The organism is Rhizobacter sp. (assembly GCF_046595475.1).
Lineage (GTDB): Bacteria > Pseudomonadota > Gammaproteobacteria > Burkholderiales > Burkholderiaceae_C > Rhizobacter.
In genome coordinates, this window is sequence record NZ_JBKJOQ010000034.1 from 1 (window position 1) to 26,653 (window position 26,653).

29 protein-coding genes are annotated in these 26,653 nt (G+C 64.5%); 16 read left to right on the forward strand and 13 right to left on the reverse strand.

The window, feature by feature from the left end; translation table 11 throughout:
* The first annotated feature begins 8 nt into the window (after positions 1-8).
* From modB to AC30QB_RS06080, 3 genes are all read left to right on the forward strand, one after another.
* Positions 9-677 (forward strand): molybdate ABC transporter permease subunit, encoded by a 669-nt coding sequence (gene modB / locus AC30QB_RS06070; RefSeq protein ID WP_489545349.1) that lies wholly within the window; start codon positions 9-11, stop codon positions 675-677.
* A 4-nt stretch (positions 678-681) separates the two neighbouring features.
* A complete protein-coding gene (locus AC30QB_RS06075) occupies positions 682-1,398 on the forward strand; it encodes an ABC transporter ATP-binding protein (RefSeq protein ID WP_489545293.1) in 717 nt (238 codons plus the stop codon).
* A 228-nt stretch (positions 1,399-1,626) separates the two neighbouring features.
* Positions 1,627-2,811 carry a DUF4382 domain-containing protein gene (locus tag AC30QB_RS06080; protein ID WP_489545294.1) on the forward strand — a complete coding sequence of 395 codons (1,185 nt, stop codon included), beginning with the start codon at positions 1,627-1,629 and terminating at the stop codon, positions 2,809-2,811.
* Positions 2,812-2,958: 147 nt separating this feature from the next.
* On the opposite strand, the gene AC30QB_RS06085 is transcribed toward AC30QB_RS06080, so the two are convergent.
* Together AC30QB_RS06085 and AC30QB_RS06090 are read right to left on the reverse strand one after the other, a co-directional pair.
* On the reverse strand, positions 2,959-4,026 hold the full coding sequence (locus AC30QB_RS06085; protein WP_489545295.1) for an extracellular catalytic domain type 1 short-chain-length polyhydroxyalkanoate depolymerase: 1,068 nt from the start codon (positions 4,024-4,026) through the stop codon (positions 2,959-2,961).
* Between the two features lie 7 nt (positions 4,027-4,033).
* A complete protein-coding gene (locus AC30QB_RS06090; RefSeq protein ID WP_489545296.1) occupies positions 4,034-4,456 on the reverse strand; it encodes a CopG family transcriptional regulator in 423 nt (140 codons plus the stop codon).
* Between the two features lie 140 nt (positions 4,457-4,596).
* Between AC30QB_RS06090 and AC30QB_RS06095 the strand changes: the two genes are divergently transcribed.
* From AC30QB_RS06095 to AC30QB_RS06125, 7 genes are all read left to right on the forward strand, one after another.
* A complete protein-coding gene (locus tag AC30QB_RS06095) occupies positions 4,597-5,373 on the forward strand; it encodes a class I SAM-dependent methyltransferase (protein ID WP_489545297.1) in 777 nt (258 codons plus the stop codon).
* Positions 5,374-5,579: 206 nt separating this feature from the next.
* Positions 5,580-6,437, forward strand: a complete 858-nt coding sequence (locus AC30QB_RS06100) for an STAS domain-containing protein (protein WP_489545298.1) — start codon at positions 5,580-5,582, stop codon at positions 6,435-6,437.
* Positions 6,438-6,449: 12 nt separating this feature from the next.
* Positions 6,450-6,821 carry an STAS domain-containing protein gene (locus AC30QB_RS06105; protein ID WP_489545299.1) on the forward strand — a complete coding sequence of 124 codons (372 nt, stop codon included), beginning with the start codon at positions 6,450-6,452 and terminating at the stop codon, positions 6,819-6,821.
* Positions 6,822-6,837: 16 nt separating this feature from the next.
* Positions 6,838-7,218 (forward strand): anti-sigma regulatory factor, encoded by a 381-nt coding sequence (locus AC30QB_RS06110; protein WP_489545350.1) that lies wholly within the window; start codon positions 6,838-6,840, stop codon positions 7,216-7,218.
* A gap of 4 nt (positions 7,219-7,222) precedes the next feature.
* Complete coding sequence (locus tag AC30QB_RS06115) at positions 7,223-8,236, forward strand: ATP-binding SpoIIE family protein phosphatase (protein ID WP_489545300.1); 1,014 nt, start codon at positions 7,223-7,225, stop codon at positions 8,234-8,236.
* A gap of 11 nt (positions 8,237-8,247) precedes the next feature.
* Positions 8,248-9,141, forward strand: coding sequence for a sensor histidine kinase (locus AC30QB_RS06120; protein ID WP_489545301.1), 894 nt, complete (start codon positions 8,248-8,250; stop codon positions 9,139-9,141).
* Entirely contained in the window at positions 9,138-11,120 is a 1,983-nt protein-coding gene (locus AC30QB_RS06125; protein ID WP_489545302.1) for a hybrid sensor histidine kinase/response regulator, read from the forward strand. Before AC30QB_RS06120 ends, AC30QB_RS06125 begins: the two co-directional genes overlap by 4 nt.
* 194 nt (positions 11,121-11,314) lie before the next feature.
* On the opposite strand, the gene AC30QB_RS06130 is transcribed toward AC30QB_RS06125, so the two are convergent.
* Positions 11,315-11,890: a hypothetical protein gene (locus AC30QB_RS06130; RefSeq protein ID WP_489545303.1), complete on the reverse strand. Its 576-nt coding sequence runs from the start codon at positions 11,888-11,890 to the stop codon at positions 11,315-11,317.
* A 159-nt stretch (positions 11,891-12,049) separates the two neighbouring features.
* Between AC30QB_RS06130 and nudC the strand changes: the two genes are divergently transcribed.
* From nudC to AC30QB_RS06145, 3 genes are all read left to right on the forward strand, one after another.
* Complete coding sequence (gene nudC / locus AC30QB_RS06135) at positions 12,050-12,865, forward strand: NAD(+) diphosphatase (RefSeq protein WP_489545304.1); 816 nt, start codon at positions 12,050-12,052, stop codon at positions 12,863-12,865.
* Between the two features lie 43 nt (positions 12,866-12,908).
* Positions 12,909-13,772: an MBL fold metallo-hydrolase gene (locus tag AC30QB_RS06140; protein ID WP_489545305.1), complete on the forward strand. Its 864-nt coding sequence runs from the start codon at positions 12,909-12,911 to the stop codon at positions 13,770-13,772.
* A 73-nt stretch (positions 13,773-13,845) separates the two neighbouring features.
* A complete protein-coding gene (locus AC30QB_RS06145) occupies positions 13,846-14,304 on the forward strand; it encodes a GFA family protein (protein ID WP_489545306.1) in 459 nt (152 codons plus the stop codon).
* Positions 14,305-14,349: 45 nt separating this feature from the next.
* Here the strand turns inward: AC30QB_RS06145 and AC30QB_RS06150 are convergent, their stop codons facing one another.
* Positions 14,350-15,297, reverse strand: coding sequence for a LysR family transcriptional regulator (locus tag AC30QB_RS06150; RefSeq protein ID WP_489545307.1), 948 nt, complete (start codon positions 15,295-15,297; stop codon positions 14,350-14,352).
* Positions 15,298-15,393: 96 nt separating this feature from the next.
* On the opposite strand from AC30QB_RS06150, the gene metE reads away from it, so the two are divergent.
* On the forward strand, positions 15,394-17,724 hold the full coding sequence (gene metE / locus AC30QB_RS06155; RefSeq protein ID WP_489545308.1) for a 5-methyltetrahydropteroyltriglutamate--homocysteine S-methyltransferase: 2,331 nt from the start codon (positions 15,394-15,396) through the stop codon (positions 17,722-17,724).
* Positions 17,725-17,745: 21 nt separating this feature from the next.
* Here metE and AC30QB_RS06160 read toward each other — a convergent pair whose 3' ends face one another.
* A complete protein-coding gene (locus AC30QB_RS06160; RefSeq protein WP_489545309.1) occupies positions 17,746-17,889 on the reverse strand; it encodes a hypothetical protein in 144 nt (47 codons plus the stop codon).
* Between the two features lie 448 nt (positions 17,890-18,337).
* Between AC30QB_RS06160 and AC30QB_RS06165 the strand changes: the two genes are divergently transcribed.
* The gene (locus AC30QB_RS06165) at positions 18,338-18,769 is read left to right on the forward strand and encodes a MerR family transcriptional regulator (protein ID WP_489545310.1); all 432 of its coding nucleotides are present in this window, start codon (positions 18,338-18,340) and stop codon (positions 18,767-18,769) included.
* Between the two features lie 89 nt (positions 18,770-18,858).
* Here AC30QB_RS06165 and AC30QB_RS06170 read toward each other — a convergent pair whose 3' ends face one another.
* From AC30QB_RS06170 to AC30QB_RS06195, 6 genes are all read right to left on the reverse strand, one after another.
* Positions 18,859-19,188, reverse strand: coding sequence for a copper-binding protein (locus AC30QB_RS06170; protein WP_489545311.1), 330 nt, complete (start codon positions 19,186-19,188; stop codon positions 18,859-18,861).
* 38 nt (positions 19,189-19,226) lie between these two features.
* A complete protein-coding gene (locus tag AC30QB_RS06175) occupies positions 19,227-19,715 on the reverse strand; it encodes a cupredoxin domain-containing protein (protein WP_489545312.1) in 489 nt (162 codons plus the stop codon).
* Between the two features lie 11 nt (positions 19,716-19,726).
* On the reverse strand, positions 19,727-21,094 hold the full coding sequence (locus AC30QB_RS06180; RefSeq protein ID WP_489545313.1) for a multicopper oxidase family protein: 1,368 nt from the start codon (positions 21,092-21,094) through the stop codon (positions 19,727-19,729).
* A gap of 11 nt (positions 21,095-21,105) precedes the next feature.
* Positions 21,106-22,509, reverse strand: a complete 1,404-nt coding sequence (locus AC30QB_RS06185; RefSeq protein WP_489545314.1) for a TolC family protein — start codon at positions 22,507-22,509, stop codon at positions 21,106-21,108.
* Positions 22,506-22,835, reverse strand: coding sequence for a hypothetical protein (locus AC30QB_RS06190; RefSeq protein WP_489545315.1), 330 nt, complete (start codon positions 22,833-22,835; stop codon positions 22,506-22,508). The genes AC30QB_RS06185 and AC30QB_RS06190 overlap by 4 nt, the downstream gene beginning before the upstream one ends.
* A gap of 97 nt (positions 22,836-22,932) precedes the next feature.
* Positions 22,933-23,328 (reverse strand): DUF2946 family protein, encoded by a 396-nt coding sequence (locus AC30QB_RS06195; RefSeq protein ID WP_489545316.1) that lies wholly within the window; start codon positions 23,326-23,328, stop codon positions 22,933-22,935.
* A 121-nt stretch (positions 23,329-23,449) separates the two neighbouring features.
* Between AC30QB_RS06195 and AC30QB_RS06200 the strand changes: the two genes are divergently transcribed.
* Positions 23,450-23,833 carry a hypothetical protein gene (locus tag AC30QB_RS06200; RefSeq protein WP_489545317.1) on the forward strand — a complete coding sequence of 128 codons (384 nt, stop codon included), beginning with the start codon at positions 23,450-23,452 and terminating at the stop codon, positions 23,831-23,833.
* Here the strand turns inward: AC30QB_RS06200 and cueR are convergent.
* Positions 23,830-24,315: a Cu(I)-responsive transcriptional regulator gene (cueR, locus tag AC30QB_RS06205; RefSeq protein WP_489545318.1), complete on the reverse strand. Its 486-nt coding sequence runs from the start codon at positions 24,313-24,315 to the stop codon at positions 23,830-23,832. The genes AC30QB_RS06200 and cueR overlap by 4 nt on opposite strands.
* Positions 24,312-26,573 carry a heavy metal translocating P-type ATPase gene (locus AC30QB_RS06210; protein ID WP_489545319.1) on the reverse strand — a complete coding sequence of 754 codons (2,262 nt, stop codon included), beginning with the start codon at positions 26,571-26,573 and terminating at the stop codon, positions 24,312-24,314. Before AC30QB_RS06210 ends, cueR begins: the two co-directional genes overlap by 4 nt.
* Between the last annotated feature and the right edge of the window lie 80 nt (positions 26,574-26,653).

The window sequence follows — 26,653 nt, forward strand, 5'->3', positions numbered from 1 at the left end:
GCGCAACCGTGCAGGGCGCCTGGATCCCGCTGCTGCTGACGCTGAAGGTCGCCGGATGGGCGACGGCGGTCAATCTCGTGCTGGGCGCCGGCGCCGGCTTCGCGATGGCGCGCTTGCGCTTCCCCGGCCGCGAACTGCTCGATGCCGCGCTGACCCTGCCGATGGTCATGCCGCCCACCGTGCTGGGCTACTACCTGCTGGTGCTCATCGGCAAGCGCGGTTGGTTGGGTGCGTGGCTGTACGAGACTTTCGGCATCAACCTCATCTTCACCTGGCAGGGCGCAGTGATCGCGGCCACCATCGTGGCCTTTCCGATGGTGCTGAAAGCGGCGCGGGCGGCGTTTGAAGGCGTCGACCCGCAGCTGGAAAAAGCCGCTCGCGTGCTCGGCCTGGGCGAGTGGGCGGTGTTCTTCCGCGTGACCTTGCCCATGGCCTGGCGTGGCGTTCTGGCCGGGGTGCTGCTGGCCTTTGCGCGCGCGCTCGGCGAGTTCGGCGCCACGCTGATGGTGGCAGGCAGCATCCCAGGGCGCACGCAGACGCTGTCGGTGGCGGTGTACGAAGCGGTGCAGGCGGGGCAAGACTCGCAGGCCAACTTTCTGGTGCTCATCACCTCCATCACCTGCATCGTGGTGCTGCTGTCAGCAGGGCGATTGCTGCCGGGTCGCCTGGCGCATTGATGCCATGAGCTTCGACGTTGACATCACCAAGACCGTGAGCAGCGGGCAGCGCCATTTCGGCTTGCAGGTGCGCTTTCGCAGCGATGCGCGGCGCACGGTGATTTACGGGCCGTCGGGTGCTGGCAAGAGCCTCACGCTACAAGCCATGGCCGGCTTGCTGAAGCCCGATGCCGGGCGCATTGGCTTCGGCAGCGAGGTGCTTTACGACGGCTCCGCCGGCATCCATGTGCCGGCGCGTTGCCGTCGCTTTGGCTACCTGTTTCAAGACTACGCGCTGTTTCCGCAGCTGAGCGTGCGACAGAACATCGCCTTCGGTTTGCAAGACGGCCTGCGCAACCCTTCTGCAAGCGCAGGCGGCGAGGCGGTCGACCGCTGGCTGCAATCGTTCGAGCTCAGCAACGTGGCCTCGCAACGGCCCGGCGAGCTGTCGGGCGGCCAGCGCCAGCGCACCGCACTGGCGCGCGCACTCGTCAACTCGCCACGTGCGCTCTTGCTTGACGAGCCTTTTTCAGCGCTAGACCCCGAGCTGCGCGACCGCATGCGCCACGAGCTCGACGAGCTGCTCAAGCGCATCGACATTCCCGCGGTGATGATCACGCACGACCCTGTCGACCTGGAATGGTTCGGCGAGGCTTCGTTCAATCTGCGTGACGGCACCGTCTGTGAGCGCCCCCCGGTCCCCGCACAACGGCTTCGCCCACCGCCTCTGCGGGTGATTTGAGCTGCGGGGCGGCGGGCATACGCCCCCCAAAAAATCGAAACGGTCCATGACACCACTGATGTCGACCGGGCCTGCAATCGAGCACTCCGATCCGCACCAGTCACACCGCATAGCCATGTTTCTGGCAATTTGAAAAGAACCCAGCCTCCCCGCATGGCGAAGAGGGTGGGCCAGGTAAATTTGAGGCAAACTCGCTAAATGTGCATTTCGCACATTTACGAGGTTTTCATGAATAACTTGTCCAGATACGCCTGCGTCGCAGCCTTCAGCACCGCGGCTGTCCTTGCGGCCTGCGGTGGCAGCAATGGTGGCGAGAGTGACTCAGGCACTTTGCGTTTGGCGCTGACCGACGCGCCCGCGTGCGGGTATGACCACGCCAATGTCACCGTCCAAAAGGTTCGCGTTCACAAAAGCAGCCTTGCTGGCGATGCCGATGCAGGCTGGTCAGAAGTGGCCCTGAATCCACCGCGGCGGATTGATCTGCTGACGCTCACGAACGGGCTGCTGGAAGATCTGGGGCAGACCGCGTTGCCCACAGGCAAATACACCCAGATGCGGCTGTTGCTGGCGCCTAACGATGCGAGCAACCCGCTGGCCAATGCCATCACCCCAAGCGGTGGCACCGAAACCGCACTGTCAACGCCCAGCGGTTCCCAAACCGGCTTGAAAATGAATGTCGACATCGATGTCGCGCCGAACAAGGTCGCCGACTTCGTACTGGACTTCGACGTTTGCAAGTCGGTGGTCAAGCTGGGCAATTCGGGCAGATACAACCTGAAGCCCGTGATCAGCGTTTTGCCGCGGCTTTCAGACGCAGGCTTACGCGTGGTGGGATACGTCGCACCCGCAGTAGCTGCATCTTCGGCCAGTGTCTCGCTGCAAATGAATGGTGTGGTGATCAAATCAACGCCGCCAGACAACACGGGCAGGTTTGTCCTCTACCCGGTGCCCGTTGGAACCTATGACCTGGTTGTCAATGCGCAAGGCCGCGTCACCGCCACCATCACCGGCGTTCCGGTTGTCGATACCGGCTACACCTACGTGAATGCCAGCACGGCGCTCATCGATCCCCCGCTGTCAGCGATGCGCACCGCCTCAGGCACCGTGGTCACCGGCATTGCACTCATCGACGCCAGCGTTGACGTCATCAAGAAATACACAGGCGGCCCCAACGTGGTAGTGGCGGGTGCGCCGGTGGATGGCAGCACGGGTGTATTTTCCTATTCGGTACCGAGTGGTGCCGCAGTCAAGACAGGCTTCGTGGCGAATGCTGCCTCACTGACTTTCACTGCCGACCCAGCGGCTGCAACAGGGGCCTACACGCTATCGGCAAGCTCGGGCTCGGCGGTCAAGACCGCCAACATCGACCTGACCAGCACCGGCTCGACTGGCACGACCTTCACCTTCCCTTGAAGGGCCTATCACCACCGCGGTGATTTGGCCCCGTCCGCAATGAGCGCACGGCGCAAAGCGGTGTGCGCTCATTGATAAAAATGTGAAGCCGTGCGCCGTTGGGCTGCTTGCCATTTCGGTTTGATTTGCCTGTGCTGTCAACTCGGCTCAGCGTCTCGGGTGCTCGCTGAAGAAGCGAATCATCTCGGCACTGGCATTGGGCCCGCGGGCATCGGTGTACGAGCCCTTGGGGCTGCCGCCCGACCACGCGTGCGGTGCGCCGTGCACCAGCCAGTGCTCCGCAAGCACGCGGCCGCTGGCATCTCGGTGCACGCGGCGGGTCGATGCTCGGCCTGTGCCTTTGAGTTCTTGCTGCTCTACTGAGGCGAGCCCGCCGACGCTGGCTGCGATCACCTGCTCGCCATTGGTGGCATGCACGGTGGCATCGGCATCGCCATGGAACACGATGGTGGGCACCCCGCTTGCGCTGCTGCGCGGGTGTGCCGCGCCGCTTTTCATCGCGGCCAGTGCGGCCGGCAGATCGGCGGCAGCACCTGCCGCCAGGCCCGAATGAACGCCGACGGCGGCATACAGCTCGGGATAGGCCTCGCCCAGCACGGCGGCCATGGCGCCGCCCGCCGAAAGGCCGGCTACAAACACGCGTGCCGGGTCTATGGCATGGCGGGCCATCACGTCGCGCGTCATGGCCGCAAGCCATGCCGGCTCGCCGCGGCCACGCTGCTGATGGCTGTGCTTGAACCAGTTCCAGCAGCGCTGCGGGTTCGCCTTTTGCGCTTGCGCCGGGTAGAGCACGAAGAAGCCCTGCGCCTCGGCCAGCTCGTTCATGCGCGTGCCGGCCGCGAAGTCATCTGGGTGCTGGGTGCAGCCGTGAAGCATCACCACCAGCGGCAAGGCCTCGCCCCCTGCGGTGGCAGGCAGGTAGAGCTTGTAGTCGTGACGGTGGCTGGCCTCCAGCAAGCTGCCGGCCACGAAGCGGCCTTGGGGCGATTCCTGCACGGGCTGGGCCGCGGCCGCGGCCGCTGGTGTGGGTGTGGGTGTGGGTACTTCTCTGGCCTCTACGTCGATCACGTCGGCCTGATGAGAGGCCGGCGGCTTCGTCTGCGGCAGCCCGCCCGAGCGCAAGGCGGCCTGGATGGCGGCCGTGGCGGCGTGCAGGTCGCCGCCTTGCGTGAGCCGCGTGGCATCGCGCATCAGTTGCAGGTAGTCAGGTTTCATGGGTTCCTCAGTGGATGCGCGAAGCGAGCGCAGTTTTCACGGCCGCGCTGGCGTGCAGAGCGCCGAGCACGGTAAGCGATTGGATGGTGGCGAGCGCCAAAGCTGGCGTTACGTCGGGGGCGATGGAGGCGAGCCCAAGCACGCGTATGTCGAGTTTTTCGCCCGCTGCCTTGAGGGCAAGCAATGCTTCGGCGGTGTAGTGGTGTATGCCCAGCACCAGGGTCTTGCGCGCCACCACCTGCTGCACCACGTCAACGTGGGTGGCGAGCTGGCGGCGTATGGCGGTGCGAATCAGGTCGGTGCGATTCGAATAGAAACCTTCTTGCACCAGCAGGTCGATCTGGCCCAGATCGACGCAACCGAGGTTGATGGTGATCTTCTCGTCGACCGACTTGAGCTTGGGGGACAGGGTGGCGCTTCGGGCTGGCATGTCACCATCCTAATACCATCCAAGTGGATGTTGAAAACAAAGGGCTATTCAATCACCCGTTGCTTGTCGGCCGGCTCTGGACGTGCCGTAAGAAATGCGGCGCTTAAGATGAATCGAGCACGGGACAGGAGCACAAGCGCATGGCGGCAAGACACCAAGACGGCAGTGCTGGCGACGCCAACTACGGCGTCATCGGCGCGGGCTACGCCCAGTACCGAAAGCCCGAGCCCGAGATCGCCGAGCTCATACGCCAGGCCCTCGGCAATGCGAAGACGGTGCTCAACGTGGGTGCGGGCGCGGGCTCTTACGAGCCGGTTGATCGCGCCGTCACCGCGGTGGAGCCCTCGGCGTCCATGCGTGCGCAGCGGTCGGCGCATCTGCCGGTCGCCATCGACGCGGTGGCCGAGCAGCTGCCCTTCGACGACGACAGTTTCGATGCGAGCATGGCCACCTTCTCGGTGCACCAGTGGTCGAACCTGCAGGCCGGCCTGGCCGAAATGCGCCGCGTGACGCGCGGCCCGATGCTGCTGATGACCTGCGACCCCGACGAACTCAGCCGCTTCTGGCTGGCCGAGTACGCGCCTGAAGCCATCGAGGTGGAAGCTCGACGCTACCCCCGCATCGCCACCATCGCGCAGGCCATCGGCCAGCAGGTCGAGGTGATGCCCGTGCCCATTCCGCTCGCCTGCACCGATGGTTTCGGCGAGGCCTACTACGGCCGCCCGGAGCGCCTGCTCGACCCGGCAGTGCGCCAGGCGTGCTCGGCGTGGAGCTTCGTCGACGCGGCAGTGGTCGACCGTTTCACGAGCCTCCTCCAGCACGATCTCGAAAGCGGCGAATGGGAACGACGGCACGGCCACCTGCGTCGCCAGGCGTTCTTCGAAGGTTCGTTGAAGCTCCTTGTGGGACACCGCTGACCGGTAAAAATTGCTTGCGCAAAAGAAGCCCGTCAGTTGAACCCGTGGTCCGCATGGTCTCGTCGCGCTTGTGCCTGCGCTTGTGTCTGCGCTTGAGCACGAATGCGTCATGCGCCCTGATATCCTGACCGCCGCTGCTCCAGCCAGTTTGGGGTTGCCGGCCATTCGCCTTCGTCCATTCTCAAAAAGGCCCTCAGAGGACACCCATGAAACCAGAAAACAGCGCGATCGAAAAACTGTTGGCAGCCCACAAAGACGAGGTAGTGAACGAATGGTTGTCCGAGGTGACGTCCACGGGTCGCAACAGCGCCGCCACCGCCGCCGCGATGCAGGGCGAAGCCAGGAAACTGCTGGACGCGTTCGAGCGAGGCGTGCGCGCCGACGTCGACATGGCGAACTTCGAGCATGCCGCCTGGGAGCCGCTGCGCAGCGTGCTTGAAGTGCTGTCCCAATCGAGAGCCGCCCAGGGCGCCACGGCGGGCGAAACCAGCCACTTCGTGCTCGCCGTGAAGAAGCCTCTCTTCACCGGCCTGCAGCGCAGCTTGGGGAGCGACCCCGAGCGCCTGTTCAGTGCCATCTGGGGCCTGTCGACGCTGATCGACAAGCTGGCGCAGTGGACAGCGACGACCTACCAACGCTCGCGCGAAGAAGTCATCAAGCGGCAGCAAGAAGAGCTGCTGGAGTTGTCGACCCCCGTGATCAAGCTCTGGGATGGGGTGCTGGCGGTGCCGATGATCGGCACGCTGGACAGCAGCCGCACGCAGCTGGTGATGGAGTCGCTGCTCCAGCGCATCGTCGACACCGGATCCGAGTTGGCCATCATCGACATCACCGGCGTGCCGACCGTGGACACACTGGTTGCCCAGCATCTGCTGAAGACTGTTACGGCGATTCGCCTGATGGGTGCGGACTGCATCATCAGCGGCGTGCGCCCTCAGATCGCGCAGACCATCGTGCACCTGGGCATCGACCTGCAAGGCATCGTCACCAAGGCCACGCTCGCCGATGCCCTGTCTCTTGCCATGAAGAAGGCAGGGTACGTCGTCACTCGGCCCAAGCTCTGAGCCGGGGTTGCCATGGACCGCATCCCGATTCTCCGGATGGGCAAATTCTTGCTCGTCACCATTCAGGTCGACCTGCAAGACCAGGTGGCCCTCGCACTCCAGGAAGACCTTTCGATACTGATCGAATCCACCGGCGCCAGGGGCGTGCTGATCGACATCTCGGCCCTGGAGATCGTCGACTCGTTCATCGGTCGCATGCTGGCCAACATCTCTAGCATCACGGGCGTGCTCGGTGCTACCACCGTGGTCGTCGGGATGCAGCCCGCCGTTGCCATCACGCTGGTCGAGCTGGGTCTCTCGCTGACGGGCGTGCGCACGGCGCTCAACGTGGAGCGAGGCATGGCCTTGCTGAAATCCTCAGACGAGGAGGGCGACCTTGGATGAGCCTCTTAGCGGCTCCATGGCGCTGCGCGTCGAGCACGACATCGTGATGAGCCGGCAGCTGGTGCGCAAGCTGGCCCAGCAGCTGAAGTTCTCGTTGGTCGACCAGACCAAAATGATCACCGCTGCCAGTGAGCTGTCTCGAAACACCATCGTCTATGGCGGCGGCGGCGAAATGCGCTGGGAGATCACCACGCAAGGGCTGCGCTCGCGGCTGCAGCTGGCCTTCGAAGACAAGGGGCCGGGCATTCCCGACCTGGATCAGGCGCTCACCGATGGGTGGACTTCCGGCGCAGGCATGGGCATGGGGCTGTCCGGCAGCAGGCGGCTGGTGAACGAATTCGACATCACGACGAAGGTCGGCGAAGGCACCTGCGTGACCATCGCCCGTTGGAAGTGAGCGCGTGACGCCTTATCTCAATTTTTCCGTCACTGAGGCCAGCCAAGTGGGCGAAGCCCGGCGTGCCGCCGCGCGATTCGGCGATGAAATAGGCTTTGACGAGGTGACCAGCGGCCGCATTGCGCTGGTGATCACCGAGCTTGGAACCAATCTCGTGCGCCACGCTGCAAAAGGGCGTCTCTTTCTCGGCATGTGCAGGCTGGCTGGCGAAGCCGCATTCGAGATCATCTCGGTCGATCATGGGCCCGGCATGGCCGACGTAGACAGGTGCCTGCGCGACGGCTATTCCACCGGAAGCACCCCCGGTTCCGGGCTGGGGGCGGTTCAACGCCTGTCGAACGGTTTCTCGGTGTTCTCTTCGGTGGGCCAGGGCACCGCCATCGTTGCCAGGGTGTCACCGAAGCACGCTGCGGGTGTGGCGCCCAGCGCGCCCAGCAACCAGGTCTTCGAGGTGGCCGGAATCTGCCTTGCGGCGCCCGGTGAGACCGTCAGCGGTGATGGCTGGCACTTCCACGCTGACGATGAGGTGGCTTCGCTCATGGTGGCCGATGGTCTGGGCCACGGCCCCTATGCAGCCGAGGCCTCGGATGCCGCCTTGCGGATTTTCGGTTCAGCCACAGGCGGGCCGAGCCAGATTCTGGAGCGTGCCCACCAGGGTATGCGCAGCACACGCGGTGCAGCGGTTGCCATTGCTACGCTGAACGTCGCAGACAGCACCGTCAAGTTCTCCGGGGTCGGCAACATCGTCGGGCGGCTCATCTCGGGCATCGGCGATCGGTCGTTGCTGTCTCAGCACGGCACGCTCGGCATGCAGATTCGCCACCTCAACGACGTGTCGTACCCGTGGCCCGACCATGCGCTGCTGGTCATGCATTCCGATGGCATCACCACCCGTTGGAGCCTTGCCGAAGTGGGCGGGCTGCTGCAGTCGGACGCCGCCCTGGTTGCGGCCTGGCTCATTCGCGATCACATTCGCGGCAAGGACGACGCCACGGTCGTCGTCGTTCGACGCGTCTGACCGAGACAAGCATGATGGCCACGCAACCCGACACGACAACCAGCACGCCAGCAGAGCTGCAGGCCATGCTGGAAGAGAAGAGCCAGCAGGTGAAATCTTTGCAGGTCGAGCTCGACGCCACCAACCATGGCGTGCTGGCGCTGTACGCCGAACTGGACGTGCAGGCCGAGCAGCTGCGAGAAGCCACCGAGCTCAAGAGCCGTTTCCTGGCGTACATGAGCCACGAGTTCCGGACCCCCGTTTCCACCATCCGCAGCCTTTCCAGGCTGCTTCTCGACCGCGTCGACGGGCCGCTCACCGAAGAGCAGGAGACCCAGGTCAAGTTCATCCAGTCAACGGCTGCCGACTTCGCAGAAATGGTCGACGACCTGCTCGACCTGGCCAAGGTCGAAGCCGGGCGCATCGAGATTTCGGCGGAATGGTTCGAGATGGTCGACCTGTTCTCGGCGCTGCGTGGCATGTTCAAGCCGGTGTTGACGAACCCGAACGTCACGCTCATCTTCGAAGAACCGGGCGATGCGCCTCCGCTCTACACCGACGACAAGAAGCTGTCGCAGATCCTGCGCAACTTCATTTCCAATGCACTGAAATTCACCCTCAAGGGAGAGGTGCGGGTTTCCGCCAAGAACAACCCCGACAGCACAATCACTTTCTCGGTGGCCGACTCGGGCATCGGCATTGCAAAACAATTCCACCATGCCATCTTTCATGACTTCGTACAGGTGGACTCCCCCATTCAGAAGCGCTTGCGCGGCACCGGCCTGGGGCTTTCGTTGAGCAAACGCCTGGCCGAGTTGCTCGGCGGCACGGTCGCATTCGAAAGCGAAGTGGGACAGGGCTCCACGTTCTCCGTGACCGTGCCTCTGCGCGTGGAGTCTGTTGGTGAACAAAAGGGCGACGCATGACCGACGGAACTCACGCGTTTCGACCGATCGACCGGTCTGAACACGAGTTGCTGATCGTTGACGACGATCCGGCCAGCCGCTATGCAACGTCGCGCGTGCTGCGCGCCGCAGGCTTTCGAACCCGCGAAGCCGCCACCGGCCAGGAAGGCCTGGTAGGCGCGGACGAGTCGATTTCCGCGATGGTGCTCGACATCCACCTTCCCGATCTGGACGGGTTCGAGCTGTGCCGCATCCTGCGTTCCCGGCCGCAAACCAGCCGCCTGCCGGTGCTGCACCTGACAGCCGCCTTCGTGACCGACGAGGACAAGGTGCGCGGCCTCGATGGCGGGGCCGACGCCTACCTCACCCACCCGGTGGAGCCGGCGGTGCTGGTGGCCACGGTGCAGGCGCTGGTGCGCACCCGCATTGCCGAAGAGGCCATGCGCCGCAGCGAGGCCAAGTTCCGCGCCATCTACTCGCAGGCCCCGGGCGGCATCGCGCTTCTCGACTCGGATGGCCGCTTGATCGATGCCAACCCCTCCATGCTGGCTTTGCTGGAAGGCGACTTCGACGCCGTGCGGGGGCGCCGCGTGAGCGAATTCGCACCGTTGGACTGGGTGGCACGTGTCGATCGTTTCACTCAGCAGGTCTCGTCCGTCGAAACCAGTTTTGAGTTTCCGATCGTCAGCGCCGAGGGCAAGGTGGCCTACCTCGAGGCCAGCGTCTCGCCGCAGGTGGAGCCCGGCGTCACTCTGCTCGTGGCCACGGCCATTTCGGGCCGGGTCCTGCTGGAACAGCAACGCTTGCAGCTGCTCGAGCGTGAACAGGCCGCTCGAAACGCAGCCGAGCAGCTCAGCCGCATGAAAGACGATTTCATCGCCGTGCTGTCGCATGAACTTCGCACACCCTTGAGTGCCATCAGTGGCTGGACCCACGTGCTGCAGCGGCGCGAGATCGGTGACGAAAAGACGCGGGCGGGCCTGCGGGCCATCGAGCGCAATGTGCTGGCGCAAGCACGCATGATTTCCGACCTGCTGGACATGTCTCGCCTGAACCTGGGCAAGCTGCCGCTCTCGTTCGAGACGGTGGACCCGGGTGACGCCGTCACGTCGGCCATGAGTGCCATGCAGGTCAGCATCGAAGACAAGAAGATCCATATCGACCTTCATGTGGAAGCCACCTACCGAGCGATTCGGGCAGACAGTTCGCGGCTGCAACAGGTGATCTGGAACCTGCTGACCAACGCCATCAAGTTTTCGCCACAGGGCGGCACGATCGAGGTGAGGTTGACCCAGGACGAACGAGGCCTGACGCTGCGCGTGCGCGATCAAGGGCGCGGCATACCGGCCGAGTTCCTGCCTTTCGTGTTCGACCGCTTCGCGCAGAACGATTCCGCCAGCAACCGCCGCAGCGGCGGGTTGGGCCTGGGGCTTTCCATCGCCAAGCAGCTGGTCGAAGCACATGGCGGCACCATCACTGCCGCCAGCGAAGGTGATGGCCGTGGCGCCACATTCGACGTGTGGCTCCCGGCCTCTGTCCACGAAGAGCAGAGCTCGGCGGAAGTGGCCGCGGACAATGCGCCCGGTGCGCTCGACTCGGTGGAAGCCGAGACAGCCGTGCACGGCCTTCAGGTTTTGGTTGTCGATGACGACCGTGACGCCAATGCCATGCTGAAGCTGATTCTCAACGACCGGGGCGCAATCGTGCATTCGGCCTTTGACTACGACGGTGCGCTTCAGATTCTGGACAGCGTGGTTCCCGACCTGTTGATCAGTGACATCGGCATGCCGGGAAATGATGGGTACGCGCTGATTTCCGAGATTCGCCGGCGAGAGGTTTCCGTGGCGCGGCACATTCCCGCTATCGCCCTTACGGCATTCAGCCGCAGCCAGGACATCGCTCAGGCGCTCGATTCAGGCTACGACGCGCATTGCGCCAAGCCGCTGCGCCCACTGCTTCTTTTCCGGCAGATCCAGTTGGTGATGCAAAAGCCGCGCTAAGCGTCCACGCTATGGTGCGGGTCGACGGAGTTACGTTCGCGATGAGCCGAATCCGTTCGCCCTGAGCCGAGTCCGTTCGCCCAGAGGTATCGAAGGGCTGCGCAGTGCATCTGCGCACCTTCGGTCGTTCAGGGCGAACGCAGCCGGTGCGAAGGCTGAGGCTCGTCGCGATCAGGTGTGCGGTTGAGAGGGCTTCAGCGGCCGTCACCGTCCGAATCACCAGGGATCACACGCTCAGCCGCGTTGCCGAGGCGCTCCCAAGAATCACGCACGGCATGTTTGGCGGTGCCCCAGCCCAGCTGCGAGCCGCGGTTTTCACGCTCCCAGCCCGCTGCCAGCTCTGGCTCGGCTACGTCGAAGGTGTTGCCTGAGCGGACGCCGTAGGTGCCCACGCCGTAGCGGTAGGCGGGGCCGTAGTCGTCATACGTTGCCTCGGCTTCCACATACGGTCGGGTGCGGAAGTTTTCTTGCCAGTAGGCGTCTTCTACCGTCGGGTCAATCGACTCTGCCACTGCCTTGCCCGCCAAGCCACCTGCTACGGCGCCTATCGCCGCGCCTACCACGGTGCCCAGCGGGCCCGCGATGGTGCCGATGGCGGCGCCAGCGGCAATGCCACCTGCGGCGGCACCGATGCCCGTTCCCACAGGGTGCGACCCGGGCGCGCCCGTGATGAGGTCGCGATTGGCGTCGCGCTCGTGGAGATTGAGGTTGTCAGTCTTGTCGTAAGCCATGTCGAATTCCTTGCTGCGTTGGGATGAAAGCCGGTTCATGGGTGCCATGTCGGCCGCGAAAACCCATTTCAACGGAGAGCGCTCGCGCCTCCAATCAGACTCGTGCCAGTCGGGCTGTAGGCATGCTCCTAGGCCGCGCTGCGGCGGTCGCGGCCTTCGGCGATGATGTCAAGCCCTCACAACTGCCCGAGCCTTCGCATGCGCTTCATTCCCGCCAGCCGGCCCACGGAGCCGGCCTCGCCACTGGCCTGGTGTTTTGCATTCGTGCAGCGCGAGCTGCTGCTGCCCGACAGCGACGCGCCCGCGCTGCAGCCGGTGGTCGTGGCCACGCTGGCGGAGCGCGCCGCGGCCCGCCACTACCTTGGCGCGCTTGGCGGCGTCGACTGCTGGGCGCTGGCGCTCGACGAGCCGCCGCCCGGCTGGCACCGCATGCCGCTGCGCGCGGCCATGCTGTCGCTTGACCCTCCGGTGAGCGCCCTGGCAGGCCGCGCGGCTCAGGTGTTGGAGTGGGACCGAACCCATCGCTTTTGCGGTGTCTGCGCCACCGAGACCACGCTGCAGCCGGGCGAGCGCGCACGCGTTTGCCCGGCCTGCGGACACAGCGCCTACCCGCGGCTGAGCCCCGCCATGATGGCCTTGGTGTGGCGGCCCGGCGAGCTGCTGCTGGCGCGTTCGCCGCATTACCCGGCGGGCATGTACAGCGCCCTGGCGGGCTTCGTCGAAGCTGGCGAATCGCTGGAAGAATGCGTGCACCGCGAGGTAGCCGAAGAGGTGGCGGTGAGCGTGCAAGACCTGCGTTACTACGGCAGCCAGAGCTGGCCGTTTCCAAACAGCCTGATGGTGGCCTTCACGGCGCGCTGGACGGGCGGCGAGATCGTGCCGCAGGCCGGCGAGATCGAGCATGCGCGGTGGTTTTCGCTCGACGCACTGCCCAACATTCCACCGCGCTTCTCAATCGCCGGGCACCTGATTCGCGACACGCTGGCCGCCATGCAAGCGGGTGGCTTCCACTGATGCGTTTCGCGCCCAACGCGGCCCACCCTTGAGGAAACTGAACATGGAAACCTGGCAGATCGGTGACGTGAAAGTCACCAAGGTGGTCGAGTCGAGTGGCTCCAGCCCGCCACACTTTCTGTTCGCCGACCTCAGCCCCGAGCGCGTGCAGAGCCACCGCTGGATGCGCCCGCACTTCGCCACCGATGAGGGCAGGCTGATCGCCTCGGTGCACTGCTTCATCGTCGAGTCACAAGGCAAGCGCATTGCGGTTGATACCTGCGTCGGCAACGACAAGCCTCGCCTGCAGAAGATGTGGAACATGCTGCAGGGCAGCTTCCTGCAAGACCTGGAAGCAGCCGGCCACCCGGCCGACAGCATCGACCACGTGCTGTGCACCCACCTGCATGTCGACCACGTGGGTTGGAACACGCGCTGGGCCGAGGGCCGCTGGGTGCCCACGTTTCCGAATGCCCGCTACCTCTTCGGCCGCACCGAGTACGAGCATTGGGCGAAGGAAGGGGCCGAAGACGACCAGCAGATCATGACCGACTCGGTGCGCCCGATCATCGACGCCGGGCTCGCGACGCTTGTCGAGTCCGAGCACCAGGTGACCGACGAGGTGAGCCTCGAGCCCACGCCGGGACACACGCCAGGGCATGTTTCGGTGCGCATCAGCTCGCGTGGCCAAGAGGCCGTGATCACCGGCGACTTGATGCACCACCCCATCCAGTGCTGCGAGCCTGCGATCGGCTCGCGTTTCGATTCCGACCCCGAGCTGGCGCGCAAGACGCGTCGCGCATTTTTAGAGCGCTACGGTGACAAGCCGGTGCTGGTGCTGGGCACGCATTTCGCACCCCCTACGGCGGGCTGGCTGGTGCGCCGCGGTGAGGGCTGGGAGCTGGTGGCGCAGCGCGGTGCGAGCTGACGCGCTAGTGTTTCCAGGCGCAAACACAAGAGGGTCTTGCCATGCTCTGTGACTCACACTGGAGATTGCATCTATGTTGATTCACGGCAAGTGCCATTGCGGCAACGTCTCTTTCGCGCTGACGTGGGAGCCCGAGCCGGTCGAGATTCCGGCGCGTGCTTGCAGCTGCTCGTTCTGCGTCAAGCATGGCGGGGTGTGGACGTCGCACCCGGCAGCCAGCTTGCGGGTGGCCATCGAGCAGCCTTCGCTCATGTCCACCTACACCTTCGGCACCAAGACGGCTGAGTTTCACGTGTGCGCGCGCTGCGGTGTGGTGCCGGTGGTCAGCTGCCGCGTCGAGGGCCGCCTCTACGCTGTGGTCAGCGTCCACGCGCTGGAAGGGGTCGAAGCTTCACTGCTTTGCCATGCATCGGCCAGCTTCGACGGCGAAGGCACAGACTCTCGCCTTGCGCGACGCCAGCGCAACTGGATCGGCGATGTCCAGTTCATCGAAGGTGCGGCCGGGGAATGGTCGACTGGAAAGTTGCCTTGATGCACGCCGAGCGACCGGACACTGATGTCTCGCTGGTGTGAAGCGCTAGATCAGTGAGTCGTGCGGCGCCATCAAGGTGATCCCCGGCAGCGACAGCAAAGAAGTCTCGCGCATCACCTGCACAAAGTCAGACAGATACGGGCGCGACGCCAAACGCTCGGGCACGACTGCATAGAGGCGGCCCGTGAGGCCGTCTTCACCTATGCGTTGGCTGGCCACGTAGCCGCGCTCCAGGTAGCCCGCCACTGCCCACAAGGGCAGGGCGGCAAAGCCTCGGCCGCTGGCCACCAGCTGCAGCATGCCCACCGTTAGCTCGGTGGTGCGCCGCGCAGGCACCACGCCGGCCGGCTTGAGCACGCGCCGCACCAGGTCGAGCATGTCGTCGGGCACGGGGTAGGTGATGAGGGTGTTGTCGGCAAAGTCGGCTGCCTGTAGCCACGGCTTGTCGAGTAACGCGTGACCCTTGGGCAGCAGCGCCACGATCTCGAACTCGAACAGTGGGTGCAGCACGACACCGGCTTCATCGGCGTCGAAGTCAGACACGATCGCCAGGTCTGCACGGTCTTGATGAAGCAAGCCCACCGGGTCGGCTTGGAAGCCCGAGACGATGTCGAGCTCTACTTCTGGCCAGCGCTGGCGCAGGGCGTCCATCGCCGGCATCAACCAGTCGAAGCAGGTGTGGCACTCCACCGCGATGCGCAAGGCACCGGCCGCGCCGGTGATGAGCCGCGTGACGTCACGGTCGGCCTCGGCCACCTTGGGCAGCACCTCGTCGGCCAGCTGCAGCAGACGCCGCCCAGGTGCAGTGAACACCACCGGGCTCGACTTGCGTTCGAACAGTGCCGCGCCGTATTGCTCTTCGAGCCCCTTGAGCTGGTGCGACAACGCTGACTGCGTGAGGTTCAAGAACTGCGCGGCGCGCGACAGGTTGCCCGTCTCACGCAGGGCCAGCAGCGTCTTGAGGTGGCGCAGCTCCAGAAAAGGTTGAATCATGAAAATGGCTCAGGATGATCACAAGAATTTTTCGTTTGAATCATAGGGCGGGGCACCCGATGATCAAAAGTCAAATTCAAACGAATCGCTTTCACCATGATCAAAACTCATATTCTTGGCTTCCCCCGCATGGGCATACAGCGCGAACTGAAGATGGCGCTAGAGCGCCATTGGCGCGGCGAGCTGAGCGAGCAGCAGCTGGAAGAAACCGGCCGCGGCCTGCGCCGCCGCCACTGGGCGCTGCAGCGTGAGGCGGGGCTCGACTTCGTGGCCGTGGGCGACTTTGCGTACTACGACCACATCGCCAACCACATTCAGCTGCTGGGCTGCGAGCCGGCGCGCTTCGGCTTCAGCGCTGACGAGAGCGAGCTGGCGCGCTACTTCACCCTCGCCCGCGGCGTGGCGGCCGAGCCCCGCCACGACGACCACCGCCACGATGACGCCTGCTCATGTGGCCAGGGCGGCGGCGGCAAGCCGGCGCTGGAGATGACCAAGTGGTTCGACACCAACTACCACTACCTTGTGCCCGAGTTCAGCCCCGAGACGAGCTTTCGCCTGGCGTCGAGCCGCTTGCTCGACGAAGTGGCCGAAGCGCAGGCGTTGGGTCACAGCGTCAAACCGGTGCTGGTGGGGCCGCTCACCTTTCTTTGGCTGGGCAAGGCCAAGGTGGAAGGCTTCGACCGGTTGGAGTTGCTCGACAAGCTGCTGCCGGTTTATGTGGAGCTGTTGACCAAGCTGGCGGCCGCGGGCGTGCAGTGGGTGCAAGTAGACGAGCCCATTCTTGGCGTCGACTTGCCCGGCGCCTGGGCGCTGGCCTTCGAGCGTGCTTACTACGCGTTGAAGGTGGCGCCGGTTTCCATCTTGCTCGCCAGCTACTTTTCGCCGCTGGAAGACCACCTGAGCCTGGCCTGCAAGCTGCCGGTCGCCGGCTTGCACATCGACGCCGTGCGCGCGGGGCAAGAGCTGCAGTCGGTGGTCGACTGGCTGCCGCCGCACAAGGAGCTGTCGGTGGGCATCATTGACGGCCGCAACATCTGGCGCACCGACCTCGACCGCGCCCTGGCACGCCTGGGCTCAACGCTCGCGCGGCGCGGCAGCCGCTTGTGGATTGCGCCGTCGTGCTCGCTGCTGCACGTGCCGCTGAGCTTGGCCGAAGACAAGGCGCTAGACCCCGAGCTGCGCAGCTGGATGGCGGGTGCCACCGAAAAGCTGGACGAGCTGCGGGTGCTGAAACTGGCCATGACCGAGGGCGAGTCGTCGGTGAAGGGCGAGCTGTTTGTGGCCCGGGCCGCCGTGGCGGCGCGAGCGTCTAGCCCACGTGTGCAAAACCCTGCTGTCGCGCAACGCTTGGGCAAGCTGCCTGCCGGCGTCGACCACCGCGTCAATGTGTTCACCACCCGACAGGCCGTGCAGCGCGACCGGCTGAGGCTGCCGGCGTTTCCGACCACCACCATCGGCTCCTTTCCACAGACCGCCGAGATACGAGCCGCACGCGCATCGTTCAAACGCGGTGAGCTGTCGGCGCAGGCTTACCAGGCCGCCATGCAGCAAGAGATCGAGCACGCCGTGCGCGAGCAGGAGCAGCTGGGCCTCGATGTGTTGGTGCATGGCGAAGCCGAGCGCAACGACATGGTCGAGTATTTCGGCGAGCAGCTCGAAGGCTTTGCCTTCACCGCCAACGGCTGGGTGCAGTCGTACGGCTCGCGCTGCGTGAAGCCGCCCGTGCTGTTCGGTGACGTGTCGCGCCCCAAGCCCATGACAGTCGACTGGACGGTCTATGCGCAAAGCCTCACCCAGAAGCCGATGAAGGGCATGCTCACCGGCCCCATCACCATCTTGCAGTGGTCTTTCGTGCGCGACGACCAGCCACGCGCGACCACGGCTGATCAGATTGCACTGGCCATACGCGACGAGGTGGTCGACTTGGAGCACGCCGGCATCGGTGTCATCCAGATCGACGAGCCGGCCATACGCGAGGGGCTGCCGCTGCGCCGCGCACAGTGGAGCGGCTACCTGCAATGGGCGGCAAGGGCATTCCGCATCTCGGCCAGCGGCGTGCGCGACGAGACGCAGATTCACACCCACATGTGCTACTCGGAGTTCAACGACATCCTGCCCGAGATCGCGGCGATGGACGCCGACGTGATCACCATAGAGACCAGCCGCTCCGACATGGAGCTGCTGAAGGGCTTTGGCGATTTCAAGTACCCCAACGAGATCGGGCCCGGTGTCTACGACATTCATTCACCACGCGTGCCCGAGCGCGACGAGATGGTGCGCCTGATGCGCAAGGCGGCCAGCGTGGTGCCTCGGGGCAACCTGTGGGTCAACCCCGACTGCGGCTTGAAGACGCGCGGCTGGCCCGAGACGATGGCGGCGCTGCGCAACATGGTGGAAGCAGCGCAAGCGCTGCGTGCCGAGCAATGAATGTCAGGGGGCGGGTGCCTCTTACGGCTGCGCCTTCAACTCAGCGATGAGTTGCTTCATCTCGGCGATCTCGCGAACCTGCGCCTCGACGATGCCGTCAGCAAGCTTTCGGACCCGCGGGTCGGTGATGGTGGCCTGCTTGCGGGTGTGGGCCTTGACCCTCAAGCAACTTGAGCCCTTACCTTTGCAGCGTGGGCGATGTGCCCATGTGGCTACGGGGTATGACATGAGATCTTGGAAAGCAGTGTTGGGTATAGGCGCGGCCTGCGCCGCTTGCTGTGCGGTACCTCTCTTGGGCGGCGTTGCAGCATTCGCCGCAGGCTCGGCGGCGCTTGCTGCAGTGGGCGCGGCGGTGTTGGCGTGCGCAGACGAGTTCATTGCCTTGGCAGGTGTGCTGCTGCTACTTGCCACGGCGGGCGGCGGGCTGGTTTGGTGGCGCAGGCGGGTTGCAAGGAAGGCGCAGCAGCGCACGGGGTGCGGCGGAGTCTGCAACGCAAGACAGCCCATGACGGGGGCAGACTTGGCGCCAACGAAGTCATGCGGTTGCGCACCAGGAGCTCGCAGTTGACCTAGGATGGCAGACATGAACGCTTCAAGTCTTTCCATCGGTGCAGTGGCCAAGCAGACGGGCTGCACCGTTCCCACCATTCGCTACTACGAAGAGATCGGGTTGCTGCCCCCCGTGGCCAGAACCGAGTCCGGGCAACGCAACTACTGCGTGGCGACGCTGCGCCGCCTCACCTTCATACGGCGATGCCGCGACTTTGGCTTCTCTATCGAGCAGGTGCGAGAACTGATTGGCTTGGTTGACGAGCCGGATCGACCCTGCCTGGAGGTTCGCGAGATCGCTGCACTCCACCTGGCGGCGGTGCGCCGGAAGCTGGATCAGCTCGGCGCGCTTGAATCCAGCCTCAATGCATTTGTTTGCGGTTGCGACGCCGCGTGCGCTGAAGGCGTGGCGCTTGACTGCACCATCCTCGAAGAACTGGCGCTTCCTTCGAAGAAGTCTCAGCCGCCGAAGCAGACGCAATGCTGCTCAAGTTGAGCTGATAGCCAGCGGGCCGCTGGTGGACGTGCACGACTCTTGGGCCGGCACGCACGCGCAAGCGGCGGCCGGTCCGAAAGACGTCAAGCTCACTTTGCGGCTTCGATGGCTGTCACCGTGATGGCGCCGTTCACGCGATCCGCAGCGAACTTGACCTTGTCGCCTTGCTTCAGGCCTTCGAGCATCTTCGGCTCGGTGACCCTGAACACCATCGTCATGCCGGGCATCTCAAGGTTTGAGATCGGCCCGTGCCTGAGCGTGACCTTGCCTTGCGCCAAGTCGACTTTGCGCACCTCACCATCGGTCATCGGTGCGGCTGCAACGGCTGCTTGCGCAGCCTCAGTGGCTGCTGCGGCTTGCGCAAATGCGCCACACGAGAGAAGCAAGGCGAAAGTAGCGAGGAAGTGAAAGGCTTTCATGTTGAGCTCCTTGGGGTTGGGGTTTGCTTGGGCGCGCATCACTTCACGGTCACCTTGCCCACCATGCCGGCTTCGAAGTGGCCAGGTTGCAGGCAGGCGAACTCGAACTCGCCCGCTTGGGTGAACTGCCAGACGATCTCCCCGGCCTTGCCAGGTTTCACATGGGCCATGTTGGCGTCGGCGTGTTCCATCTCCGGGAACTTCTTCATCAGCTCGGCGTGTTCCTTGAGGGCCTCCTTGGTGCCAAGAACCATCTCGTGCAACACCTTGCCCCCGTTGTGCACGACAAATTTCACCGTCTGGCCACGCTTGACCACCAAGTTTGACGGCGTGAATCGCATGTTGTCGGCCATGTCCACCTTGATGGTTCGCGCGACTTTCTTTGGGTTGCCTTCTTGGCCGAAAGCCGTGGCCTCGACCGCGCTGGCGTCGAACTTGCGGGCGGCGCCGTGTTCCTCGGTGCCATGCGCGAGCGCAGCGCCCACCCACAGTGCGAATGCAGCGCAAGGCAGAGTGTTGAGTTTCATGAGTGACTCCTTCAATGGCCTTGGTGGCCACTAGGTTTGCGAACTTTGAGGGTGCCGGCATCAGCCTTGGGGGACGGCGCCCTGACCGTCTCTGGCATGTCTGCCGTGTACTCGCTGGCCAGCGTGCCGGCGGGGTTTTTGTAGGCACCGGGATCTTTGTAGTCACCGCGCGCGAGGCCGTCGCGCACCTTGACCACACTGAACATGCCGCCCATGCCCACAGGCCCAAAGGGCCCGGTGCCCGTCATCATGGGCAAGGTGTTGTCGGGCAGGGGCATCTCCATCTCGGCCATGTCGTGCATGCCCTTGTCGCCCATGGCCATGTAGTCGGGCACGAGGCGGGTGATCTTCTTGGCGACATCTGAGTGTTCCACCCCGATCATGGTCGGGACGCCATGGCCCATGGCATTCATGGTGTGGTGCGCCTTGTGGCAGTGGATGGCCCAGTCGCCAGCGACCGCGTCAAACTCAAAGGCACGCATCTGGCCCACCGCCACATCGGTCGTGACCTCGGGCCAGCGCGCGCTCTTGGGCACCCAGCCACCATCGGTGCCCGTCACTTCGAAGTGCGGCCCATGCATGTGGATGGGGTGGTTGGTCATCGTCAGGTTGCCCACCCGAATGCGCACACGGTCGCCTGTGCGGGCGACGAACGGTTCGATGCCTGGGAACGCGCGGCTGTTCCAGGTCCACAGGTTGAAATCAAGCATGGTGTTGACGCGCGGCGTCGCGCTGCCCGGCTCGATGTCGTAGGCGTTGAGGATGAAGCCGAAGTCGCGGTCGACCTTGAGCTGGCGCACGTCTTTCGGGTGAATGATGAACAGGCCCATCATGCCCATGGCCATCTGCACCATCTCATCCGCGTGCGGGTGATACATGTGGGTGCCCGGGCGCTGCAGCACGAACTCATACATGAAGGTCTTGCCCACCGGAATGGGCGGCTGGGTCAGGCCGGTGACGCCGTCCATGCCCGAGGGCAGCAGCACCCCGTGCCAGTGCACGCTGGTCACCTCGGGCAGCTTGTTGGTCACGAAGATGCGAATGCGGTCGCCTTCTACCGCCTCGATGGTCGGCCCTGGGCTGGTGCCGTTGTAGCCCCACAGGTTGGCCTTCATGCCGGGCGCGATCTCGCGCACCACGGGCTCGGCCACCAAGTGAAACTCTTTCACGCCGTCTTTCATGCGCCAAGGAAGTGACCAGCCATTGAGCGTGACGATGGGCTGATAAGGCCGGCCGTTTGGAGGGGGTGGCGGCAGTTGCATGGACGCCGAAGACTGCATGACAGCCTCAGGCAAAGACGCAGCACCGACACGGCTGACGAGTGCGGCACCCAATACGGTAGCGCCTGCGCCTCGAAAGAAATCTCTTCTGTTGGACATGTTTCGTTCTTTCAATGGGCAGCGCCGCTCTGCTCAGCAGAGGACGAGGCGGCGGGGCGCGAGGGTTCGTCGGCAGCAGGAGACCGGCCCGTGATGGCGGTTTGAAGGTTGGTGTCGGCGGCCCAGAAGTCGCGCAGGGCTTCCACATAGCCAGTGACACCTCGAACCTGCTCCCGCGAGTCGGCCAGCAGCTCGAAAACGCTGGACAGCATGCCGTTGTAGCGCAGCAGGTTTTCTTCGGAGATGCGCTTGCGCAGCGGCACCACCTCGTCGCGGTAGTGCCGGGCCAGGTCGTAGGCGGTGCGGTAGGCCGAGTACGACTCTCGCACCTCAGAGCGCGCATTGCCCGCGATGGCCGCGGTGCGGTTCACGGCCTGCAGATAGGTCGCTTCGGCGCGCGCCGCACGGGTGGAACCGAAGTCGAACAAGGGCAGCTCCAACTCGATCTCGTAGCCGTTCGCCCTGGGGCTGCCGGTCTCGCTCTTGTTCTGGTACCCCACTTCCAGCACGTTGACGAAGCGGGTCGCTTTGGTGAGCCCGAGCGACTTCGCGGTGGACTCGGTCGCACGCTTGGCCATCAGCACGTCGAGGCGTTTGTCGATGGCCGTTTGCTCCGCGTCCTTCGGCTCTAAGGGCTGTGCCGGCAGATCGGGGAGACGTTCGGGCAGCTGAAAGCCCAAGCGGTCGCCGACCAGGCCGAGCAGGCGCGACAGGCGCTCTCGTGCCGCAACGGCTCGGTGTTGAGCGCGCGCCAGGTCGGCGGTCGCGTCGGCGTAGAAGGCCTGTTCGCGCATTTGGGCCAGCTTGCTGAAGTTGCCTGCGGCAACCATGCGGCGAGCCAGTTCGTTGGACGCGTCTGCCGCTTCCATCACCTGTTGGTCGTACTTCACCAATTCTTGCGCCGCGACGGCGTTGAAGTACGCGCGCCGCACGTCAGAGGCGATGCCAACGGCCTCATACGCGGCCTGGAGCTGCGTCTGTTCGAAGCGGCGCTGCTCGACCTGCCGGGCAAGCGGCATGGTCAACAAGCCCAGCACGTCGAACATCACGGCGCGGTCGATTTCAACCAGGCCATTGCCACTGAGCCTGCCGAAGCTGAACACCGGGTTGCGAAGCCGACCTGCCCGCACCAGCTCGGCCTCGGCAATGCCCAGCTCGCTGAAGCTGGCTTGCAGACCACGGTTGTTCAGGTAGGCGAGCTCGACGGCGGCGTCGGCGGTGAGCGGCTGTTGGAGCAACTCGGCCGAGCGCGCATCAGCGTTCTCGGTATCGGCGCTTGAGCGCTGGTAGGTCGGGGCCTGGCCGGTTCGCTCCTGGGTGAGCTCACCGACTTTGCCAAACCCCCCGTCGGGTGCAAACGAAGCGCAACCTGCCAGCAGGAGGGCGGCTGAAGCCACGGCTGTCAGCCTCATCATGGCTTGCCTCCATGCATCTTGTGGCCGGCATGCCCGGGCATCTGGGGTGCCGAGGCCGAAGTTCCAGGTGCCGAAGCTTCGGCGGCTGGTGGCGGGGCGCCCATGTTGTGGCCAGCCATTCCGTGCGCACCCTGCACAGCGATGTTGAGCTGGCGCCAGTCTCCAGGCGTGATGTCCTGCCAGGGCTTGTAGTCGGCAAAGGCCGACTTGTATCGCAGTGGTGCCTCGGTCTTGGTGTCCGACGGGTTGCTGCCCTGCTGGGCACCCGACAGCAATGGAAAGCTCAGCGCCAAGGCAGGCGCCAGCCCTTTGAAAATTTTGTTCATGTTCCGCAAACATCTGTGGAGCCGACCCGTGAGGGCCAGCGAGTGCTCGTGCTGTAGGCACGAGCGCCATCGGGCCTCGCACGGAGGCCTCAGTGGGTCAGATGCTTCGGGGTGGGCGCTCCTGCCCGTCAGAGAGGAAGCTAGGTGCAAGTACGCTGAGGCCTGGGAAAGACGCGACCGCGAGTTCCAGCGGCTGCGCAATGCTGGGCATGGCGCTCAGCATGGGGGCGGCCGAGCAAAAAGCAGAACACAGGTTGCACTTCTCATCGCCAGTCGCCCCGCCGGTGTCATGGCCTGGCGACTCGTGGTGATGCTGCGCATGGTCATGGTGGCCGCCAGCCGCTTCGGCATGATTTGCGCTGTGGTGATTCGTCAGGCGCAGCTCACTGTGCGTACCGATGTCAGGCGGGCACAGCATGGCGGCCGCTATCGCGCCCCGAACCGGGAGCAACATAACGAGCAGCAGCAGGAGCCAGATGCGAGCGATTTTCAAGAGAGGCAGATTAGCAGACGAAGCTTGTGGGCCCAGAGGGGAGGGGTTAAGACAATTTAGCCCTTGCCACTGTGACAAGGTCAAGCGGGAAGCACCGGTGCTGGACAGTACAGTGGCGGGCATGAAGACTCAACATGCGCTGATCTTGATTCTTGCCGCCGCTGCAGGTATCTCAGAGGCCGCTGCGGCCGAGTTGGTTCCCCTCGAATGGACGCTTGATGGCCGTTTTGTGCATGAAGCGACGATTCCAGGCACCAAGTTTTTGGAGGTATGCGGCAAGCTGCCCGCTGGCGCGAGAATCGTCTGGGATTTCGACGCCAACTCTGCGCTCGACTTCAATATCCACTTTCACGAAGGCAAGAAAGTGCAGTTTCCGGCGAAGCACGACAAGGTCGAGAAGGCCCACGGAACACTCGATGCAAAAGTCGAGCAGGACTACTGCTGGATGTGGACCAACAAGGCTGCTCGTGCCACGGCGCTGAAGCTCACGCTAAAACGAAGCTAGGCCACGCGGCGCGCGCGCTTGCCCGGTCGAAGCCCGGCATGGGCATGCCCCACGGGCTTCACCTGATCCGCTGCAGGAGCGGTATCAGACTCAAGCGACGCGATGATCGGGCAGTCAGGCCGGTCGTCGCCGTTGCAGCAGTGCACCAGGTGAGCGAGTGTGGCTTTCATGGCCTGCAGTTCCTTCAGCTTGGCGTCGAGTTCTTCGATGTGCGCCTGCGCGAGCGCCTTCACCTGGCGGCTGGGGCGCTTGCGGTTCTGCCAAAGCCCCAGCAACTCACGGATCTGCTCTATGGAAAAACCCAGATCACGCGACTGGCGGATGAAGCGCAGCGTGCTCACCTCCTTGTCGGTGTACTGACGGTAGCCGGAGTCGGTGCGCGAGGCCTGCGCAAAGAGGCCGACGCTCTCGTAGTGACGGATCATCTTGGCCGAGACCCCCGAGGCCTTGGCTGCTTCGCCGATGTTCATGGGTGTTGTCATGGGGTCTCTCCTGAGGCAGCAAGGGTGCGCGCGGGCTCGGCAGCAACGGGTGGGGTGTAAGCCTGCGCCGCACCGCGCCAGCGGCGCAGGGTCAAGGCATTTGTCACCACACTCACGCTGCTGAACGCCATGGCAGCGCCCGCGATCATCGGGCTCAACATGCCGAGCGCGGCGAGCGGAATGCCCAGAATGTTGTAGGCAAAGGCCCAGAACAAGCCCTGCTTGATCTTGGCGTAGGTGCGGCGAGATATGTCCAGGGCGTCGGCCACCATGCGCGGGTCGCCGCGCATCAGTGTGATGCCCGCGGTTTCCATGGCCACATCGGTGCCGGTAGACATGGCAATGCCGACATCGGCTGCAGCCAGTGCCGGGGCGTCGTTGATGCCGTCCCCCACCATCGCCACCACGTGGCCGGCTGCGCGTAATTCCTGCACCACGGCCGCCTTGTCAGCGGGCAGCACTTGCGCTCGCACCTCATCGATGCCCAACTGGGTGGCCACGGCCTGCGCGCTCCCCAGGTTGTCACCTGTCAGCATCACGGTCTTGATGCCCAGCTGCTGCAGCCGTGCGACTGCTGCGAAGGCCGAAGCCTTGACAGTGTCCCCAAAGGCCAGCAGGCCGATGAGGTGAGCGGCGTTGCCGTCTTTGTGGATCAGCCATGAAATGGTTCTGCCTTGCTGTTCAAGACCTTGCGCCTCAGCCATTAGCGCGCCGGGCTTTGTACCCATCTCGCGCAACAGGCGGCTGCTGCCGAGCGCCAGCAGCCGGCCTTGCACCGAGGCTTGCAGGCCACGTCCTGGCAAGGCCTGCGCATCATGAGCCTGCGGAACCAGCAGCCGCTCGGCGTTCACCCTGTCCATGACCGCTGCGGCCAGTGGGTGGGTACTCGTCGCCTGCAGTGCCGCAGACAAGCGCAAAAGTTCGGCGCGCTCGACACCCTCGACCGGGATCGCCGCCACCAATGAAGGCTTGCCTTCGGTCAGTGTGCCGGTCTTGTCGAAGGCGACCACCGTCACCGAATGAGCGAGCTCCAGCGCCTGCGCATCTTTGATGAGGATGCCGTGCCGCGCCGCCACGCCGGTGCCGACCATGATGGCAGTGGGCGTTGCCAAGCCCAGCGCACAGGGGCACGCGATGACCAGCACCGCCACGGCATTGATGAGTGCCTGCTCCCAGTTGCCAGTGGCGCCGACCCAGCCCAAGAAGGTGAGCAGCGCCACGCCCAGCACAATGGGCACAAACACCGCGCTCACGCGGTCAACGATGCGCTGGATGGGCGCCTTCGCAGCTTGCGCCGACTCGACCATGCGGATGATGCGCGCGAGCGTCGTCTCGGCACCCACCGCAATGGTCTTGACCAACAAGGCGCCCTCGGCGTTGATGGAGCCACCGGTCACCTTGTCACCCACGCCTTTGACCACCGGCAAGCTTTCGCCGGTGATGAGCGACTCGTCGATGTGGCTGCGACCCTCGACAACTTCAGCATCCACCGGCACCCGGTCACCCGGCCTGATGACAACCATGTCGCCCGTGCGCACCTGCTCCACAGGCACGTCGACCTCCACGCCATCACGACGCACGCGGGCGGTGGTGGGGCGCAATGCGTTCAGGGCGCGGATGGCATCAGCGGTCTGCCCCTTGGCACGGCCTTCTAGCCACTTGCCCAGAAGCACGAGCGTGATGACCGCTGCCGAAGCTTCGAAATAGAGGTGAGGCATGCCATGCGCTGCATGTGTGAAGAGCAGGTACACCGACAGGCCGTAGGCGGCGGAGGTGCCGAGTGCGACCAGCAAGTCCATGTTCCCCGCGCCGGCACGCACCGCCTTCCAGCCCGCACGGTAGAAGCGCCAGCCGAGCCAGAACTGGACGGGGGTGGCCAGTGCGAGCTGTGCCCAGCCTTCAAGCATCCAGTCGACGCCGAAGAGCTGCAACAGCATAGGCGCCACCAGCGGCAGCGTCAGCGCGCCGCTCAGCGCCACAGGCCACCATTCATGCGCTTGCTTGCCGGCGTCGGGCTTCGCCTCGTTGAGCTCCTGGGCGGCGTACCCGGCCTTTTCAATGGCCGCCGTCAGGGCCGCGAGCGGCACGGTGGGCAGCGCCTGGATGGTGGCTTGCTCTGTGGCCAGATTGACCGCAACGCTTGCAACGCCGGGCACCTTCATGAGCGCCTTCTCGACGCGCATCACGCAGGACGCGCAGGTCATGCCTGCGACCTGAAGCTTGGTTTCGTTGGGATTCAATGATGTCGCCGTGTTCATGAGGATTGGCCATCTGCGGTTGAGTGCATGCATCTTCAAGATTCCAACGCTGGCAAGGTCAAGACCTGTCAGCGATAGAC